Here is a 16,348-nt window from a genome sequence, read left to right as displayed (position 1 = left end):
TTTAGCTCACGTGATAAAGCTGGTGTTGTAGTTGTTTGAATGCGGCGAGCAATTGCGCAGGTTTGCCGCCAAATGCCATAGAAGCATCTTTGGTGGTGCCGAGGCCGGATAGTTCAATTAGGGCTGGCAGGCGCTCACGCGCCAACTCTGTAGTGCCGTCTTGTTCATAGCGTTTCAGGACAAAATGCAGGAATTGCTTGGCCTTTGCCTCTTTGTATTGATCAAAAAAGGCGTTATTAGTCCGTACAGCCTCAGCTCTGGATCTGCGTGTAGCCATGGGTTGTTCAAACGCTAAAAATGCTAGTAGATCGAATATGTCGCAGTCTTCGGCCTCGAACATTCGACGCAGAGCGGATAGCTGCTCTTTGTCAAAGCCGGCTTGTATCAGTTTGGCCAGCAGTTGTTCGCGTAGGTCTGGGTCTGACCAGATGTCTCTGAGTTCATCGACGCTTTTGAATAGCCCTGGCAATTGTTGAATTAGCCGTTCGACAAACTCCTGAATCGAGAGAGGCTTACCATTCTCGTCGATATAGCGGGTTTCTATATCAATGACCTTGAACTCACGGTACTTACCTAGTTTTACTTTCAGTCGTGGGTGTGGCTCGCCTGGTTCGGGTTCTGGCCTGTCGCCGCCTACTGGTGGCTCGGGTGAATAGGGTGGCGGCGTAGGTTCTCTGGTGCCACCCGGCTCGGGGGCTTGGGGCTCGCCATCCCATTCTTCGTCATAGAAATTATTAGTCGCACCACGAAAATCCACGATGGTGAAGTAGTCTTTACCGTCGAACACTCGAGTACCACGACCAACAATCTGTTTGAACTCCACCATTGAGTCTATGGTTCGATCCAGCACTACGTTGCGTACGTTACGGGCATCAACGCCGGTAGTGAGCATTTGTGATGAGGTAATAATGGTAGGGATGTTTTTGTCATTGTCCTGAAATTTTTCCAGCAGTTCGCGACCGATCTTGCCTTCGTCACTGGTGACCCGTACACAGTAATGCGGATCTTTAACTGATTTGTTTTTATTAATCATGTCGCGCATGGTTAGCGCATGATTTTGGTTTTCACAGAAGACAATAGTTTTATCCAGCGGGTTGATGTTTTGCAAAATTGCTTTCGCAACCAACTCAGTGCGTTCATCTACAATGATTTTGCGGTCGTAATCTTCGACCTGATATAAATTTTGACTAGATTCACCTTCGACGATTACATCATCATTGGTGAGAACTAATTCATCCAAATTAGTTCTGATGCGCTTAACCCGGTATGGTGTGAGAAAACCGTCGTTGATACCATCCTTTAGTGAATACACATAGGCAGGCTGGCCAAAATATTCATAGGTGTCCACGTTGTCTGTGCGTTTTGGTGTGGCAGTCAAACCCAAATGCACAGCGCTACTGAAGTGATCAAGAATGGCTCGCCAGGAACCTGCTTCATTGGCAGCACCTCTGTGACATTCATCAATCAATACCATGTCAAAGAAATCTTTGGGATAGGCTTTATAGTAGCCATCAATGTTTTCCCGTTCCGCAATCGCCTGATAGATCGCAAAAAAGATGTGTGCGTTGGTGGGCACCACGCCATTGCGCTTACGAACTTCCTCCCCATTAATTTTAATCAAATCTTTTTCATAGGGGTTGAAGGTGTTAATGGCTTGGTCTGCAAGGATATTACGATCGGCCAGAAACAGAATGCGCGGTCTGCGCGAACCGGGGTTGTCGCGGTTCCAGCGAGCCTGAAATACTTTATGAACGATTTGGAAGGCAATGAATGTTTTACCAGTGCCAGTAGCTAGTGTGAGCAAGATTCGGGATTTACCCTCACCGATTGCGTCTGTAGCGGAATGGACTGCCAGTTCTTGGTAATAACGTGGTTGCATTGCTCCTTCCAAGTGAAACGGGATGTTTCTTAGTTCTTGACTTAATCCCGTAGTTTCACTTGTATAGCGTTTTTCTAGCTCTACAGGTGTTGGATAGAACTCAATATAGTCGCCTTTGCCTGTTTCCAGATCGAATTCGTAGGTTTGCTTACCGTTGCTTGAATAGACGAAACGAACGCAAAGCTTCTTAGCGTAGTCGATTGCTTGTTGCAGGCCTTTCGTAGGGTGCTCGGATTCTTTTTTAGCTTCCACCACTGCCAAATAGCGACTGTCTTTATGAAGCAGATAATCCACAAAACAACGCCGCCCACGCACACCACCTGCCATCTTTCTACCGTCGGTGAAGTAATGCTCCCGGCTGATGTTGCTCGATAGCCAACCAGCTGAAACCAAAGCTGGATCAATATAGTTCGCTCGAGTATCTGCTTCAGAGGCCATTAGGTCGCTCCTTGGTCATTTGGGCTTGGTATCAATTCCAATAGCTCACCAACAGTGCAATCAAACAGTACGCAGATCTGCTTAATGGCATTTAGATCTACCTTTTGTGCCGTCTCTTTATAGAGCAAGGTCACTGTGGCGCGGCTGAGCCCAGTTTCCCTGGCAACGTCTGCAATGCGCAATTTGTGTTCGCCCATCATTCTGGCGAGGTGGCAGCGGATCATGGCTGTGACTCTGGGTATAAGGGTAACGTAAGATAATATCACGACTTACTGATTTACATAGTATTTTGTGAGTTGAAATTGAATTTTGCCGTTCAAACTTCGTTTTTTGACGTTGGTAACAATTGGGCTGGCAAAGCAATGAAACAGATGGAGGATCGTCGAGTTGGCTTAACTAAGGCTCCCATTAATAGATAACTCTCAGCAAGTTATGACCTTTGTATAATTTGTCAAATGTACCAGAGCGATACAAAAATTATTGCGAACGACACCGCATCGTGGACAATGTTTAACCATGAGAATTTTATATCAACGAAATCAATAGTTTTATTTAAGTCACGGGATGGGGAATGGACAGCAATACTCAAGGATTCACTTCATACTGGCGTAATACCTTAGCTGATGCCGAGTCTGGAAAAGGGGCATTTGAGCGCAAAGATGAAGATTCATTCACGCAATGGATGAACGTTGAACAGGGAAGGTTGGGTGAAGAGTTCGTGCAATCGTTCTTCGAGGGCGAAGACGAGCAGGTTAAAACCGTCGAGGTGTTGTTACGGTCGCAGGTGTGGATCCGCCTGTTAAAGCATGGCAAGGAACGTACGGCAGGCGCACCAGGTATAGTTACGCCTCTGGTGACTTCCGCACTGTTGAACCGTGAAGGATTTTTGTTTCCCGCATCGCCAGCCACCATTCCCCGTGACCTGCTTGAACCTCTCCCTAAAGGTACCTTTTCTATTGGTGAAATGGCGGAATATGACAAATACAAAACCACGCATGATTCGATCACTTTTAGTCCCGGTAATGAAGATGAGCTGGATGAGGAGACTGACGAAAAACGAGCGGAACGATATGCTCGTTATCAGCAGTTGTGGCAAAAGTACCTTAAAGATTCAGATGAACTTTTAAAACATGTTGCTGGCGAATGGCTCGCATCACCTGAGCAATATGAATCAGCTGGATATGGCTACATCATTAAAGCCAATCAGTCTGGAGGGGCCAGCATCCATATCCTGCCTATGTACGATCATTTGCTGTCGTGCAAAAAAGAGGTGCCATTACTGGCGCGCTTTGCCTCGAAAGAGAAGTCTCCTGTTGAACCGCTCCTTGCCAGTAATGCCATGTTCTGCGAGCGTCTGGGGCATTCCGGTGATAAATTTCCGCTTGCTGTTGCGCAGCGCGATGCCCTTAGCCATTATCTCACTCAACAGCCGGGCGATATTCTTGCCGTCAACGGTCCTCCGGGAACAGGAAAAACTACTCTAGTACTCTCCATCATTGCTACGGAGTGGGTGAGAGCGGCTGTAAACAAAACTGAACCGCCAGTGGTGATTGCGACATCAACCAACAATCAGGCCGTTACCAATATTATTGAGGCCTTCGGTAAAGATTTTGCTACCGGCACTGGGCCTATGGCCGGGCGTTGGTTACCTGAAGTAAAAAGCTTTGGCGCGTACTTCCCGTCTTCAAGCCGAAAAGCCGAGGCGGTAAAAAAATACCAGACGGAAGATTTTTTTAACCGTGTTGAATCTCTTGAATATGTAGAAGATGCCCAGTGCTTTTTCCTAGAAAAGGCAAGCGCAGCATTCCCAACTGAGGAATGTCGTTCTCCTGAACACGTTGTGGATCTCTTGCATCAGCGTTTGGTTGAACTCTCTGCAGAGCTTGAGCAAATCGAGCCTGCGTGGGATGACCTGAACGCAATCCGTCAGGAGCGGCATGCCATCAGTGACGATCTCGAACAGTATATTCAGGATAAGAGAACGTTACTGCTCAATAGCACAAATGAAATCTCGCTATTAACGCAGGGCAAAAAACAGTGGGAACAATATCGAGCCGGTGAGTCGATCATGTTCGCTCTCTTTTCCTGGCTTCCCGCCGTCCGTACTAAGCGTCACTATCAAATGAAGCTGTTTTTGGAGGCTAAGTTTGGCGAAAGAATGACAGCATTCCAGGGATCTCAGCCTGATGGAATTGATGCCTTTATCGATGGATTGATTGAAGAAGCTCATAAAGAGCAGGCCGGGTACCAACAGCAAATTGATCTTGCTGAGGACATTTCCCGACGTGAAAACAAAGCAGCTATACGCTGGCACGATATTACTCACTCACTGGGAAATCCGGGTGAAACAGAGTTGAGTCTGCACGAAGCCGATGAGTTTGCTGATACACAGCTCCGTTTCCCAATGTTTTTGCTGGCGACGCATTACTGGGAAGGCCGGTGGCTGATGGATATGGCTGCTATCGATAACCTTCAAAAAGAAAAAGGTCTTAAAGGGGCGAAGGCCATTAAAGCCCGCTGGCTGCGTAGAATGAAGCTCACCCCTTGTGTCGTGATGACCTGCTTTATGCTTCCTCACCATATGCTCATCAGGGAGCATGTTGGCGGCAAGAAGTTTGATGATGGCTATTTATATAACTTTGCCGATTTGCTGATTGTCGATGAAGCGGGGCAGGTGTTGCCTGAGGTTGCGGCAGCTTCTTTCGCACTGGCGAAGAAAGCCCTGGTGATTGGTGACACAGAACAGATTGCGCCTATCTGGAATAGCTTGCCCGGTATTGATATCGGCAACATGGTTGAGGAGAACATCCTTCCTGGTGGTACTCAAGAAGAACTTACTGAATCTTATGCTCTGGTGTGTGATTCAGGAAAGAGTGCTGCATCTGGCAGTGTCATGAAGGTCGCTCAGTTTAATTCGCGCTATCAATATGATCCGGACTTTGCGAGGGGGATGTATCTGTACGAACATCGTCGCTGCTTCGATAACATCATTGGCTACTGTAACACCCTCTGCTATCACGGTAAGTTGCAGCCCAAACGAGGGGAGGAAAAAGAGACAATATTTCCTGCAATGGGATATTTGCATATTGATGGTAAAGGTATGCAGGCCAATGGAGGAAGCCGTTATAATGCCTTTGAAGCTGAGACGATAGCTGCGTGGCTTGCGGCGCACAAAGAGGAAATCGAGCGCCATTATGGTGAACCCCTACATAAAGTAGTGGGGGTTGTTACCCCATTTTCGGCACAAGTCAGTACGATTAAATCGTCATTACGTAAGCTGGATATTAATTGTAGTGGTGATGAAAATTCGCTGACAGTTGGTACTGTCCATTCATTGCAGGGGGCGGAAAGGGCGATTGTGCTTTTCTCTCCTGTATATTCGAAGCATGAAGATGGCAGTTTTATTGACAGCGACAGTAGCATGCTGAACGTCGCCGTTTCACGAGCTAAGGACAGCTTCCTGGTCTTTGGTGATATGGATCTGTTTGAGATCCAACCCGGATCGTCACCTCGGGGATTGCTGGCGAAATACCTGTTTGCTGCCACTGATAATGCATTGCAGTTTGAGTTTCAGGAGCGCCAGGATTTAAGTACCTCACAAACGCAGATTTCAACCCTACACGGGGTGGAGCAACATGATGCGTTTCTGAATCAAACTTTTGATGCAACTAATCAGAGTATTACTATCGTTTCCCCGTGGCTCACCTGGCAAAAGCTGGAACAGACAGGTTTTCTGGCGTCAATGTTACAGGCGCGCGCCCGTGGTATTGATATCACTGTAGTAACGGATAAAAAGTTTAATACTGAGCATGCAGATTTTGAAAAACGCAAAGAGAAACATCAGCGGCTAAATGAAGCAGTGGAAAGGTTGAATGAAATGGGCATCACAACGAAGCTGGTTAACCGTGTTCACAGTAAGATTGTGATTGGTGATGAGGGACTGCTCTGCGTCGGTTCCTTTAACTGGTTTAGCGCTACGCGCGATGAGAAGTATCAACGATACGATACGTCGATGGTATACCGTGGCGAAAGTTTAAAAAGCGAAATTAAAACGATATATTCCAGCCTGGAACAACGTCAGTTGTAATTATCAAGTATCGTTTTCCAGGTTAACTTTCGAGACATCACCAGGTAACATTGCTTTAGAGATGTTACCTGGTGATGTCATACGGCAATATTTTGTAGCTGTAGGACTACAATTGTCTTGCACCTAAGAAGGTTAGACGGTGCCAACAGAGCATTATTTTATGCACGCTAAAAAATTTTACGCATTAGCTTGATAAAGAAAAATATGTCACTGAGGCTGCTAATACCTTGGAATAAACTGATAAAGGATATATTTTTGTTGAAACTGGTTTTAACGTTGGAATTATCCATAACCTTTTTCCGATATAACCCCAAAAAGTGACGGGCCTCCACCAGCGCATGTCTGTACAAAAATAACTTTATTTTTTTGTTTTGTTCCTGTTCCGCTAGCTGGATAATTTCCGCGATCACTTCAACATAGCTTATTGCACGAACATCATAGTAATCCGGGCGGTGCGTGATAGAGGTCTTATTACTGATATAGATATAGTCCTTAACATCCAATATGCAGAGCTGGCCATTTCTCGCTGCAAGATGAACCGTCCAGATAATGTCTTTATGGCTCTTACCGGACTGGAAGTGCAGTGAGTGTTGTCTGATATAGGCTGACTTGACCATCTGCAACCACAGGTAATGTGGCCATTCACGGCGTGTAACGCACTGTCTAATCCACTCATTACCTGACAGGGTCGCCCCATATGGCTGCTTTCGGTGGACTGCTCTTCGATGTAGGTCAGCACTAGAATGCCAGCCATTAAAGATCATGACGTCGGCTTGCGACGCAGTAGCTGCTTGCCATCGTTTTTCAATGAACCCGTCTGCTATATCATCGTCAGCATCGAGGAAAATTACCCACTCTCCTTGATGCAAGGCTAGAGCAGCATTTCGGGCAGCATAGACACCTCGATTGGCCTGCTCAATCAGAATGAGTCGGTCATCATGGATTTGACGAAGAACGTTGGCTGTTCCATCAGTAGAACCGTCATCGACGATGATAAGTTCAATAGCCACGTGGGTTTCGCTGAGGATTTTATTAACCAGATTACCAATGGTCTCAACGGCGTTGTAAGCAGGGATAATGACACTAACGTCGATTTTATTCTTCATCACGAGTAACTATTTACCTTCATCGTCATCTTTAAGCCTTCTGATCGGGATAATCCGTCTTTCCCTGATTTCCTGGTCGATATCAAACAAGCACTCGTCGCAGAATTCTTTATCGAGTGAGAGCCATCGCTCAAGGACACTTCTTTTTTTGTTGCAACGTGCGCATCTCTTCATCTTTCCGCGTCTTTGCGACCTCGTAATTTGGGATACATGGAAAATGGGCGTAGCAAGCCTCGGCTAGATAACTAACCGTAATAAAAGGTTTTTCTGTGAGTAAGTTAAGACAAGGATAACCAGGCAGGGCGCATGAAAGATAATCGTTTTGATAGATCAGTTTTTCGATATTGATCGTTGGCGCCGATCGATACGAAGCGGGAGAATCCCACCGCGTGGTTAGCTATAACCGGGCTGTGAACAGCACAGGGGGGATGAGTGAGCAGAGATTAAACCGAGAGAGGCAGGAGCCAGCACAGCTCAAAACGGAGCCGCTAGATTCAGCGGGGATAAAACCAATATATCGCCACCAGCACCGCGATATTGACTATCACGCTGATGATGAACCATGTCTTAAACGGCTGCTTTTGCGTTTTATGCCGGAAGATTTTCTGACCGAGAATGGCTCCGGGCCACCCACCGACAAAACCAAATGTCAGCAAGGTGGTACAGTAAGCTTCCATCATATTGCCCATTTTTTCGGTATGGTCTGTGTATCCCGCAGAGCCGCTTCAGTACTGTACAGACTGTTAAGACAACAGGGGCACTTTCTCAGCCCGTAATAAGCATGATCACACAGCACGCAGAAATAATCCTTGGAGCTCGGTACCTTTGGGAGCGGTTCAGTACGCTGCACTATTTCACTGACCGCCTGAGTGAAGAGCGATGGTGGTGAAGATGATGAGGTGAGCAGATATTCACAATGTTTCAGTATGGCGTTTTCTGCAACCTCAAGATCGTGTTCAAAGTACCCACCGTTGTCGTGTGTCCAGCACAGTCGAAGAACACTACGACAGGAACGGCAAAACCAGCTACCACGGGAGCGAGGCGTCAATTCGTTGACACGAACAACATTGCCCTCATGGTCAAAGGCGGTACGAATAGTTCGAAACTGCATAATAATATTCCTGATGTGATACCCCGCCTGAGTGACGGCACTGGTATGAAGTTACGGGACAGGTTACTGGTGGCTCAGCTCTGGTAGATTTCAGTGCTGCGGTCACCGGTACGACAAGTCAGGCAGTAGCGTTCACCGTGGTAATTGCTGTCGCAAGCCGTGCAATGCCAGTCAGTCTTGCGTACCAGCGGCTGAGCATCGGGGACATAGCGCCGCAGCATGCGTATTCGTCGCGCTTCTTTCGGCTCCGGGTGTACATACGGGCAGTGGTTACGTCCGTTCTCCGTCAGGTCTTCCCTGGTATGCTCAAACCACGGACGGTTGATGGCCCATTCCGGGTGGAATACCAGAGTGCTGCCGCAGAGGTGGCAGGTGTAGTGGTCGTAAGGGGAAATCTGTGCAGTGGTGGCACCCGTGAGGTGCTGATTGCCGTCAAGCGCGATAAAAGATTTGGCGTAAATCGTCATAGTATTGGTCCTTTGCCATGCGACGCGCAGGCGTAAGCCGTCCCGAGGAGGGCAGCACTGTGGGTCATACGGTCGTTAGAGTTAAATCAGGTGGGAGATGTGACTGCGTTCGACAGGTTACCGCCGGGACTGAGCAATGCGTTGCTGCAGCCAGGCTTCCACTTCGCTTTCAAGCCAGCGGGAGCTTCTGCCCAGCTTAATGGGCTTCGGGAACTCACCGTCCTGTATGAGCTTATAGAACCATTTGTCGGTTAAGCCGGTGAGTTGTGTGATAAACGCCATCGTTACCAGTTGGTCGTTAAGAACGCTGTAATCAGTTGTCATCGTTTTTTCTCCATTGGTGGTAAAGGAGAAGAAGTCAGGTAATCGAATGGCGCAGACTTCTTCAAACGATGAGGCACTGGCGTATTTTTTTAACCGCTGATGTTATCCCCTGCGACGTCTGCCACTGGCTGCTGGTGCCGGGACTGCACTTACTCTGTAAATCCGCCGCTTTGTACGCTGCGACTGCTTACCCAGATAGCTCAGGATGTATTGCATGCCCTCCCGCCCCCTGCTATCGCAAAAGCTAACTACACGCTCTCCCCGTACCCTGTAATGCGCCTTAGGTTCACATCGGTGCGCATAGCCTTCTCCGTCCGTAATATCTTCCCATAGGTCTCTTATCGCTTCCCAGAAGCACCAGACCTTCCTGTGACGCTGACCATTGAGATAAAATGCAGCATGGACGTGGTAACTGTGGTCTTCTCCGTATTCCAGTACCCAGGCATAACCCACCAGCCCTGATAATGCCGAACTCTGTTCAGTCAGCCAGGTCATATCGGCGACCAGTTGATTCACGTCAGCGGCGTTAAATAAGTCACTATTCTGGCGATAGGCAAAATCCACCCGCAGCATTAACAGTTTCGAGTAGCAGTTGAAGAGCTGGTTCTGATGGTTGAATAAAACGTTCTGTAGAGAACTATCGGGTTGGTGATTTCTGTTTGTATTGTGAAGCATGATGTTATCCCGTGATGAATAGTGGTCAAGGGATAACAGCGGCGTGTTATTTTTTACTACGTGAGTTTAATCGAGTGGTTGGGCAGGTTCATGTTTAACGCCGTCACTGGTACCGTCAGCAGAGTATTCTCAGCGTGAGGGATATTGTTCAGCATAAGTGCATTACGATCAGACTGGAGAAGAGAATAATCACGCTGAGTGTATGTGACTAAACTCTACGGATGGATATCTCGTGGAAGGGATTGCCGATGGGGAGTATCAGTACGCTTCTTTATAAAATAACACTAATAACCTAAATGAATCTATTTTGAGGGTTTCAGTCAGTCTATGGTTAATGGATTCGTGAAGTGTTTCTGTAGATAGAAAACGTGTTATCGACGTTTTTTAATCCGGCTACATCTGATTAAAATCACCGTGCATTCCAGTAATGCTACCGTACAGGTGTTATGCTACGCATACCTTCCCGCCACTTACGATAATATTCTCTGAGAATGTCGCTCACTGTGCTTACTCCTCTACACCTCAGCGTATATTATCTTCACCACTCTGACAGCAGAGTGATGTGTGTTCCACCCCCGGTCACTTATATTGGCACAACGGCTACGCCGGAACCTGTAAAGGTAACGTTTCGTATAATTGCAAGACAGCGTAAAAAATGAAAGCACGAACGCTGCGGGTAAAGCACCCCCATCCAGACCAGATGCTCTCATACTGAACCTGTAGTATCATAATCCAGTTATAATGAGATATAGAATGTTCTTAACAAGAATAAACAACATGAATGAATGCAATCTAACTAATTGATTTTATTTAAATATAAAAATATATAATTGCATGATATCCCTCAGGTATCTGCGTGATGACTCAATGAAAGCCACTTGGTTTTTGTTGTGAATCCAACTTGTGATTGAAGTACTGCCTTCAGATATCGCCATGTATATTTAGTTGAATTCTTTGTGATGTTTCACATTTCTGTTTTTATACACAACGTATACTTGTCGATGATTTTTATTCAATGTTATCAGAGGGAGCTGTATGCACAGGTATATTGAAGTGAATTCAGTCAGGGAAGGGGTCTATCTTCTCTGGCGCCTTGGTCATGCAGAAGATGCCAGACGCTTTGCTTTCAGTTCGCAAAAGAACAGGCAACAAATTCAGGATAAAATTAACAGTATCATTGATGATGAAATACAAGATAATGACGGTGACGCACGTATTCTCAGAGCAGTCCTCCGGTATGCCTCAAATTACCGTGAACGTAGTGTTGATGAATCTCAGTTGTCATGGCTCAGGCGGGATGCTTATGGTTGTCTGTATTTCTGGTTAGGGTTAGTAAAAGAATATGTAACATTCGGGCTGAATGAGAGTAATGAAGCGAATCCACGATATTATTACCGACGGCAGGGGCGGTTCTGGCTTACTGGTGAGCACATGTCGTCATCAGTCCCTGACACACCGGAACAATGTTATCTGGCAATATTATCCATCCTGGATATGTTACCTCACCGGATTAAACGCAAAGATGCCATTATAGCGGGACTAAGGGATGAGTATTTTTACAATAAGGAACGATTAAGAAAAGATTTTTCCTGGATAACTGACGCAGAGCCTGAAAACATTGAATGGATAATGGCTCAATTCGGTCTGCATCGAAAGATTCTTCGGGGTTTTAAAAATATTAACCTTGTTCATGAGATGCAAAACATTGCTGTTCCTGCACTATATTATCTCTGGGAGGAAGAGCCAGACACAAAACAACTGTTTCTTAATACGTTGCGCAAACGTTATGCAAATATGAAGCATCGTAAGAAAGTAGCGGTTAAGTCTCCGGTTAATATTCGTATTTCTGAAAATGCAAAAAAGACGCTGGTAAAACTGGAGAAACGCTTTAACCGAAACAGGGCTGATGTGATTGAATATCTGATAGAAAAAACCTGGCAAGAGCTGAACCAGAAAAACTAATAAATTCTTAGTTATATATCATTTTACTGAATTCCCTCCCGTTTACTTAAGTCAGGCCATCCATTCCGGATGGCCTTTTTTCATTCAGAGGCCAGCATGAAACATCTCTCGGGCTACGCCATTATCCGCCGTCACCTGCGGCGCTATCCACGCTCACTACGACAACATTTGCTGAAAGAGCTCAATCAACTCGTCACGTACGAACCCGTGATTGGCATTATGGGTAAAACCGGCGTCGGTAAGTCCTCGCTGTGTAACGCGCTGTTTCGTAGTGAAGTCTGCGCCGTGAATGCGGTGGAAGCCTGTACCCGCCAGCCACAGCGAGTACGGCTACGTTTCGGTACTCACTTCCTGACGCTCGTTGATTTACCTGGCGTGGGTGAAAGTGTTACCCGCGATGGCGAATACCGCGAGCTGTACAGGGAACTGATGCCACAGCTGGATATGGTGCTGTGGGTGCTTAAGGCCGATGACCGCGCTTATGCGGCGGAAGAGCAGTTTTACCAAAATGTGTTCGCACAGTACGGCGGATCTCTGCCGCCGGTGTTGTGGGTACTGAACCAGGTGGACAAAACCGAACCCGCTGAGCGCTGGAACTGGTTATCGGCTCAGCCCTCGGCATTACAGACAGAACGTATTGCGCAGAAGCAGCAGGCGGTGGCCCGACAGTTAGGCATCGCTGAGCCGGAAATCCTGCCGGTCTCCGTCCGGGGACGTTATCGCCTGTCACGTCTGGTGGAAGCGATGATTACCCGTCTCCCAAAGCAGGCCCGCAGCCCGCTGGTTCCCCACCTGCATAATGGGTATCACACCACCAGCGTCATCAGCACCGCCAGCAGCAGCTTTGGCGATGCCGTGGTGGAGGTTATCGATAAAGTCATCGATCTCACTCCTCTTCCAGTGGTGGCCCGTTCGGCATTACAGGCTGTTACACATACTGTCGCCCGCGCGGCACGCTCACTCTGGGGATTTTTCTTCGGTTAAATACACATCCTCATCACTGCCGATAAGCGTTTTTACTTCATCACGATCGATTTCGTCGATCTAACAGATCGATATTCATCGTTGTACCTGATAAGCCCCGTCGTTACATAATCCACGGGGAATCATGTCATAATGTTATTTCTTCATTAAAAATCAATGCGATGTATCGCAGGGATTGTCACGTCTTAAGGAACGTCCATGAGCAAATATTATACCGCTACTGCTGCCATGATGCTGCTGGCAGTCCTGTCCTTAACGGCCGGAGCGTCTGAAAATGACATCATTAAGGTCGATATTCAAAAGAACATACAGGGTATCAATGTCACTGTCAGAGCTAAAACTGACACCGTTGTGATTAAAAATATTGACGTCAATCGGGGGAAATGCCCGCTGCTGACAAAAGGAACTGTCACATACCAGGGGAAAAGGCTTGAGGGCTGGGTGGCGCAGGGGGCGACTTTCACGCCCACCACGATGCATTTTGCTGACGGTCTGACCTGGCATTTCGGCCATACCTACCTTCAGCCACCGGCGGGCGTAGTCTGCAGTTTTCTTGAAGCCAGGGTGTTAACCGACCAGGGCACCTTCACCATCAGCGAATAATCCAGCTACTGGAGTAAGTCTTAACTCTTCCGTGCTGTTTATTGCTTATTAAAGGGAGATTATCATGTCATTCAGACCCATTGCGGCACTTACCCTCGCACTTTGTTTCTCTGCTCAGGTGCTGGCTTTCGGTAACCACGAGACCTGGACGAGCGGCTTCGCACAGGGTACGGCGGAATACACTATTCTCGGCAAAGGACAGTCACAACTTTACCTCGCCTGCGACAGCTCCGGCTCGCAGGCCGCTACTATCATCTTCACCGACGTGAACGGCCATCAGGTCAGCATGGATAGCGGCCAGACCCTGATGATGAAAATTGATAACACCGAAGAAGTCGACACCAGTGAAAGCGAATCCCATGTGGGTTCAGACAATGTGATGTGGGCATGGAACAAATTACGTAGCGGCAAGAACGTCATTGTTTCGGGCACCGGCGCGAAACCAACAGCATTTACGCTCAAAGGAGCTGGCGTCGTTATTCCTGAATTTGGCGATAACGGCTGCGTACCGAAATTTGCCCTTCCGTAAGCCTTATCCGCAACGCTTAAAACATTAGCAATACACCAGCGCCTTGCTCATTCGAGCAGGGCGTTCTCTTTTGTCTTACATACAGGTAATGACCATGAAATTAGCCAGCCGCTTTGGCCGTATAAACCAGATACGCCGTGACCGGCCTCTGACACATGAAGAGTTGATGAGTTATGTCCCCAGCGTATTCGGGAGCGACAAGCATGAATCACGCTCAGACCGTTACACCTACATCCCGACCATCACCATCCTTGAAAGTCTACAGCGTGAAGGCTTCCAGCCATTCTTTGCCTGCCAGACCCGCGTACGTGACCAGAGCAAGCGGGAACACACCAAACACATGCTTCGCCTGCGTCGTGCCGGACAGCTGACCGGGCATCAGGTACCGGAAATCATTCTACTTAACAGTCATGACGGCTCCTCGAGCTACCAGATGCTGCCGGGGCTGTTTCGTGGCGTCTGTACCAACGGTCTGGTCTGCGGTCAGTCGTTCGGAGAAGTTCGGGTTCCGCATAAGGGGAATGTCGTTGAGAAGGTAATTGAAGGGGCTTACGAAGTCCTCGGTGTTTTTGACCGGGTGGATGATAAGCGCGATGCGATGCAGTCGCTTGTGCTGACAGACCCTGCCCGTCATGCACTGGCGAATGCCGCACTGAAGTATCGATTTGGTGAGGATCACCAGCCGGTCACGGTATCGCAATTGCTGGCTCCTCGTCGTCGGGAGGACTACAGCGATGACCTGTGGACCGTCTATCAGCGCGTGCAGGAGAACCTGATGAAAGGTGGTCTGTCAGGGCGAACCGCTCAGGGTAAAAGTAGCCGCACCCGTGCTGTTACCGGCATTGACGGCGATGTGAAGCTCAATCGTGCCCTGTGGGTTATGGCAGAAAACATGCTCGAATTTTTCGGGCGTTAAACAACCGTTCCGGCATAAGGAGATAGTTTAATGAATACACAAAACCTTGAGTTTGCTGAGCAGGCAGCAATTACTGCCTCAGTGGTCCCTGACGAGTTACGCATCAGCTTCTGGCCGCAGCACTTTGGCTCCATCCCACAATGGATAACCCTTGAACCCCGAATCTTTGCCTGGATGGACCGCTTGTGTACTGATTATCACGGTGGTATCTGGAATTATTCGACGCTCAGTAACAGTGGCGCTTTTATGGCTCCCGAGTCAGAGCAAGAGGAGAAGTGGACATTGTTCAACAGCATGAACGGCAATGGCGCAGAGCTTACCAGTGAAGCTGCAGGGATAGTCGCCTGTCTGATGGCTTACAGCCACCACGTCTGTCGTACTGAATGTGATGCAATGACTGAGCACTATTATCGCTTACGCGACTACGCGCTAAACCATCCAGAGTGCAGCGCCATTATGCATCTCATCGACTGAGGAATACCTGACATGAATACCGCATTATCCCCGGTGTCATCACAGCCTGAACTTTTTCCACTGACGGTTATGGCCCGGCATGGTTGCCTGCTTCCAGCGACATCCGGATTGACACCCTATGCCCAACGGACCATTCGCCGCGCTATCAACTTGCTGGAGAAATATCTTCGTCAGCCTGGCATACTCTTTACTTCAAGCACTGCTGCCCGTGACTGGCTTCGGCTACAGCTGGCAGGACAAGAACGGGAAGTGTTTATGGTGCTCTATCTCGATAACCAACATTGTTTACTGGAAAGCGAAACACTGTTTGCTGGTTCAGTTAATCATGTGCAGGTCCATCCCCGAGAGATAGTGAAGTTAGCGCTTCGCTTCAATGCCGCAGCTGTCGTGCTGGCGCATAACCATCCATCCGGCGATCCGGAGCCCAGCAAAGCCGATCGCCAGTTGACTGACAGACTAAAGGAGGTGCTGGACTTGGTTGATGTGAAAACGCTCGATCATCTGGTTGTCGGTTCAGAGGGCATTGTGTCGTTCGCAGAGCGAGGCTGGATATGAAAATCACCAGCAAACGCCAGGCAATGACTCTGTACCGGCAACATCCCGGCTCCCGACTGTTTCGCTTTAGTACGGGCAAATATAAATGGTCAGGCAGTATCTGCCATTATGCTGGCCGTGAGGTGGAGGACATACGCGGCGTTCTGGCCGTGTTTGCTGAACGTCGTCAGGACCGCAATGGTCCCTATGTCATTCTTCGAAGCGTTACTCTCAATTAATCCTTTACTTTAATCAGGAA

16 protein-coding genes and 1 pseudogene are annotated in these 16,348 nt (G+C 48.0%); 9 read left to right on the top strand and 8 right to left on the bottom strand.

Annotated features, from left to right (window positions below):
* Nucleotide 1: 1 nt before the first annotated feature.
* The gene (gene hsdR, locus RAC60_RS05120; protein ID WP_375092829.1) at nt 2-2,317 is read right to left on the bottom strand and encodes an EcoAI/FtnUII family type I restriction enzme subunit R; all 2,316 of its coding nucleotides are present in this window, start codon (nt 2,315-2,317) and stop codon (nt 2-4) included.
* On the bottom strand, nt 2,317-2,541 hold the full coding sequence (locus RAC60_RS05115; RefSeq protein ID WP_040077403.1) for a helix-turn-helix transcriptional regulator: 225 nt from the start codon (nt 2,539-2,541) through the stop codon (nt 2,317-2,319). The genes hsdR and RAC60_RS05115 overlap by 1 nt, the downstream gene beginning before the upstream one ends.
* A 347-nt stretch (nt 2,542-2,888) precedes the next feature.
* On the opposite strand from RAC60_RS05115, the gene RAC60_RS05110 reads away from it, so the two are divergent.
* Nucleotides 2,889-6,404, top strand: a complete 3,516-nt coding sequence (locus tag RAC60_RS05110) for an AAA domain-containing protein (protein ID WP_375092827.1) — start codon at nt 2,889-2,891, stop codon at nt 6,402-6,404.
* Nucleotides 6,405-6,571: 167 nt separating this feature from the next.
* Here RAC60_RS05110 and RAC60_RS05105 read toward each other — a convergent pair whose 3' ends face one another.
* The 6 genes and pseudogenes from RAC60_RS05105 to RAC60_RS05080 all read right to left on the bottom strand — a co-directional run bounded on the left by RAC60_RS05105 (nt 6,572) and on the right by RAC60_RS05080 (nt 10,087).
* The gene (locus RAC60_RS05105) at nt 6,572-7,510 is read right to left on the bottom strand and encodes a glycosyltransferase (protein ID WP_375092990.1); all 939 of its coding nucleotides are present in this window, start codon (nt 7,508-7,510) and stop codon (nt 6,572-6,574) included.
* A gap of 494 nt (nt 7,511-8,004) precedes the next feature.
* Nucleotides 8,005-8,172, bottom strand: a pseudogene (locus RAC60_RS05100) (DUF1294 domain-containing protein); the annotation flags it as partial.
* 14 nt (nt 8,173-8,186) lie between these two features.
* Nucleotides 8,187-8,621, bottom strand: coding sequence for a putative zinc ribbon protein (locus tag RAC60_RS05095; protein WP_375092825.1), 435 nt, complete (start codon nt 8,619-8,621; stop codon nt 8,187-8,189).
* A 74-nt stretch (nt 8,622-8,695) separates the two neighbouring features.
* Nucleotides 8,696-9,088 carry a putative zinc ribbon protein gene (locus RAC60_RS05090; protein ID WP_375092824.1) on the bottom strand — a complete coding sequence of 131 codons (393 nt, stop codon included), beginning with the start codon at nt 9,086-9,088 and terminating at the stop codon, nt 8,696-8,698.
* Between the two features lie 117 nt (nt 9,089-9,205).
* Nucleotides 9,206-9,412 carry a helix-turn-helix transcriptional regulator gene (locus tag RAC60_RS05085; RefSeq protein WP_375092822.1) on the bottom strand — a complete coding sequence of 69 codons (207 nt, stop codon included), beginning with the start codon at nt 9,410-9,412 and terminating at the stop codon, nt 9,206-9,208.
* 102 nt (nt 9,413-9,514) lie between these two features.
* Entirely contained in the window at nt 9,515-10,087 is a 573-nt protein-coding gene (locus RAC60_RS05080) for a hypothetical protein (protein ID WP_375092820.1), read from the bottom strand.
* Nucleotides 10,088-11,122: 1,035 nt separating this feature from the next.
* Here RAC60_RS05080 and RAC60_RS05075 point away from each other — a divergent pair.
* From RAC60_RS05075 to RAC60_RS05040, 8 genes are all read left to right on the top strand, one after another.
* Complete coding sequence (locus RAC60_RS05075) at nt 11,123-12,049, top strand: hypothetical protein (protein WP_375092819.1); 927 nt, start codon at nt 11,123-11,125, stop codon at nt 12,047-12,049.
* 96 nt (nt 12,050-12,145) lie between these two features.
* Nucleotides 12,146-13,033, top strand: coding sequence for a GTPase family protein (locus tag RAC60_RS05070; protein ID WP_375092817.1), 888 nt, complete (start codon nt 12,146-12,148; stop codon nt 13,031-13,033).
* Between the two features lie 198 nt (nt 13,034-13,231).
* Nucleotides 13,232-13,636: a hypothetical protein gene (locus tag RAC60_RS05065; protein ID WP_375092815.1), complete on the top strand. Its 405-nt coding sequence runs from the start codon at nt 13,232-13,234 to the stop codon at nt 13,634-13,636.
* 64 nt (nt 13,637-13,700) lie between these two features.
* A complete protein-coding gene (locus RAC60_RS05060) occupies nt 13,701-14,165 on the top strand; it encodes a hypothetical protein (protein WP_187253659.1) in 465 nt (154 codons plus the stop codon).
* Between the two features lie 94 nt (nt 14,166-14,259).
* Complete coding sequence (locus RAC60_RS05055) at nt 14,260-15,081, top strand: DUF932 domain-containing protein (protein WP_375092814.1); 822 nt, start codon at nt 14,260-14,262, stop codon at nt 15,079-15,081.
* A 30-nt stretch (nt 15,082-15,111) separates the two neighbouring features.
* Nucleotides 15,112-15,555 carry an antirestriction protein gene (locus tag RAC60_RS05050; RefSeq protein ID WP_375092813.1) on the top strand — a complete coding sequence of 148 codons (444 nt, stop codon included), beginning with the start codon at nt 15,112-15,114 and terminating at the stop codon, nt 15,553-15,555.
* A 12-nt stretch (nt 15,556-15,567) separates the two neighbouring features.
* Nucleotides 15,568-16,110 carry a DNA repair protein RadC gene (radC, locus tag RAC60_RS05045; protein ID WP_375092812.1) on the top strand — a complete coding sequence of 181 codons (543 nt, stop codon included), beginning with the start codon at nt 15,568-15,570 and terminating at the stop codon, nt 16,108-16,110.
* A complete protein-coding gene (locus tag RAC60_RS05040; RefSeq protein ID WP_375092810.1) occupies nt 16,107-16,328 on the top strand; it encodes a DUF987 family protein in 222 nt (73 codons plus the stop codon). The genes radC and RAC60_RS05040 overlap by 4 nt, the downstream gene beginning before the upstream one ends.
* The last annotated feature ends 20 nt before the right edge of the window (nt 16,329-16,348 follow it).

This window comes from Pantoea sp. BR_17 (assembly GCF_041955125.1).
GTDB lineage: Bacteria > Pseudomonadota > Gammaproteobacteria > Enterobacterales > Enterobacteriaceae > Pantoea > Pantoea stewartii.
The sequence above is the reverse complement of the archived record's forward strand: the minus strand, read 5'-3'. Positions and strand labels throughout refer to the sequence as shown.

Coding starts and splice junctions, on each gene's coding strand:
- hsdR (WP_375092829.1), bottom strand. CDS start 2,317: ATGGCCTCTGAAGCAGATACTCGAGCGAACTATATTGATCCAGCTTTG.
- RAC60_RS05115 (WP_040077403.1), bottom strand. CDS start 2,541: ATGATCCGCTGCCACCTCGCCAGAATGATGGGCGAACACAAATTGCGC.
- RAC60_RS05110 (WP_375092827.1), top strand. CDS start 2,889: ATGGACAGCAATACTCAAGGATTCACTTCATACTGGCGTAATACCTTA.
- RAC60_RS05105 (WP_375092990.1), bottom strand. CDS start 7,510: ATGAAGAATAAAATCGACGTTAGTGTCATTATCCCTGCTTACAACGCC.
- RAC60_RS05095 (WP_375092825.1), bottom strand. CDS start 8,621: ATGCAGTTTCGAACTATTCGTACCGCCTTTGACCATGAGGGCAATGTT.
- RAC60_RS05090 (WP_375092824.1), bottom strand. CDS start 9,088: ATGACGATTTACGCCAAATCTTTTATCGCGCTTGACGGCAATCAGCAC.
- RAC60_RS05085 (WP_375092822.1), bottom strand. CDS start 9,412: ATGACAACTGATTACAGCGTTCTTAACGACCAACTGGTAACGATGGCG.
- RAC60_RS05080 (WP_375092820.1), bottom strand. CDS start 10,087: ATGCTTCACAATACAAACAGAAATCACCAACCCGATAGTTCTCTACAG.
- RAC60_RS05075 (WP_375092819.1), top strand. CDS start 11,123: ATGCACAGGTATATTGAAGTGAATTCAGTCAGGGAAGGGGTCTATCTT.
- RAC60_RS05070 (WP_375092817.1), top strand. CDS start 12,146: ATGAAACATCTCTCGGGCTACGCCATTATCCGCCGTCACCTGCGGCGC.
- RAC60_RS05065 (WP_375092815.1), top strand. CDS start 13,232: ATGAGCAAATATTATACCGCTACTGCTGCCATGATGCTGCTGGCAGTC.
- RAC60_RS05060 (WP_187253659.1), top strand. CDS start 13,701: ATGTCATTCAGACCCATTGCGGCACTTACCCTCGCACTTTGTTTCTCT.
- RAC60_RS05055 (WP_375092814.1), top strand. CDS start 14,260: ATGAAATTAGCCAGCCGCTTTGGCCGTATAAACCAGATACGCCGTGAC.
- RAC60_RS05050 (WP_375092813.1), top strand. CDS start 15,112: ATGAATACACAAAACCTTGAGTTTGCTGAGCAGGCAGCAATTACTGCC.
- radC (WP_375092812.1), top strand. CDS start 15,568: ATGAATACCGCATTATCCCCGGTGTCATCACAGCCTGAACTTTTTCCA.
- RAC60_RS05040 (WP_375092810.1), top strand. CDS start 16,107: ATGAAAATCACCAGCAAACGCCAGGCAATGACTCTGTACCGGCAACAT.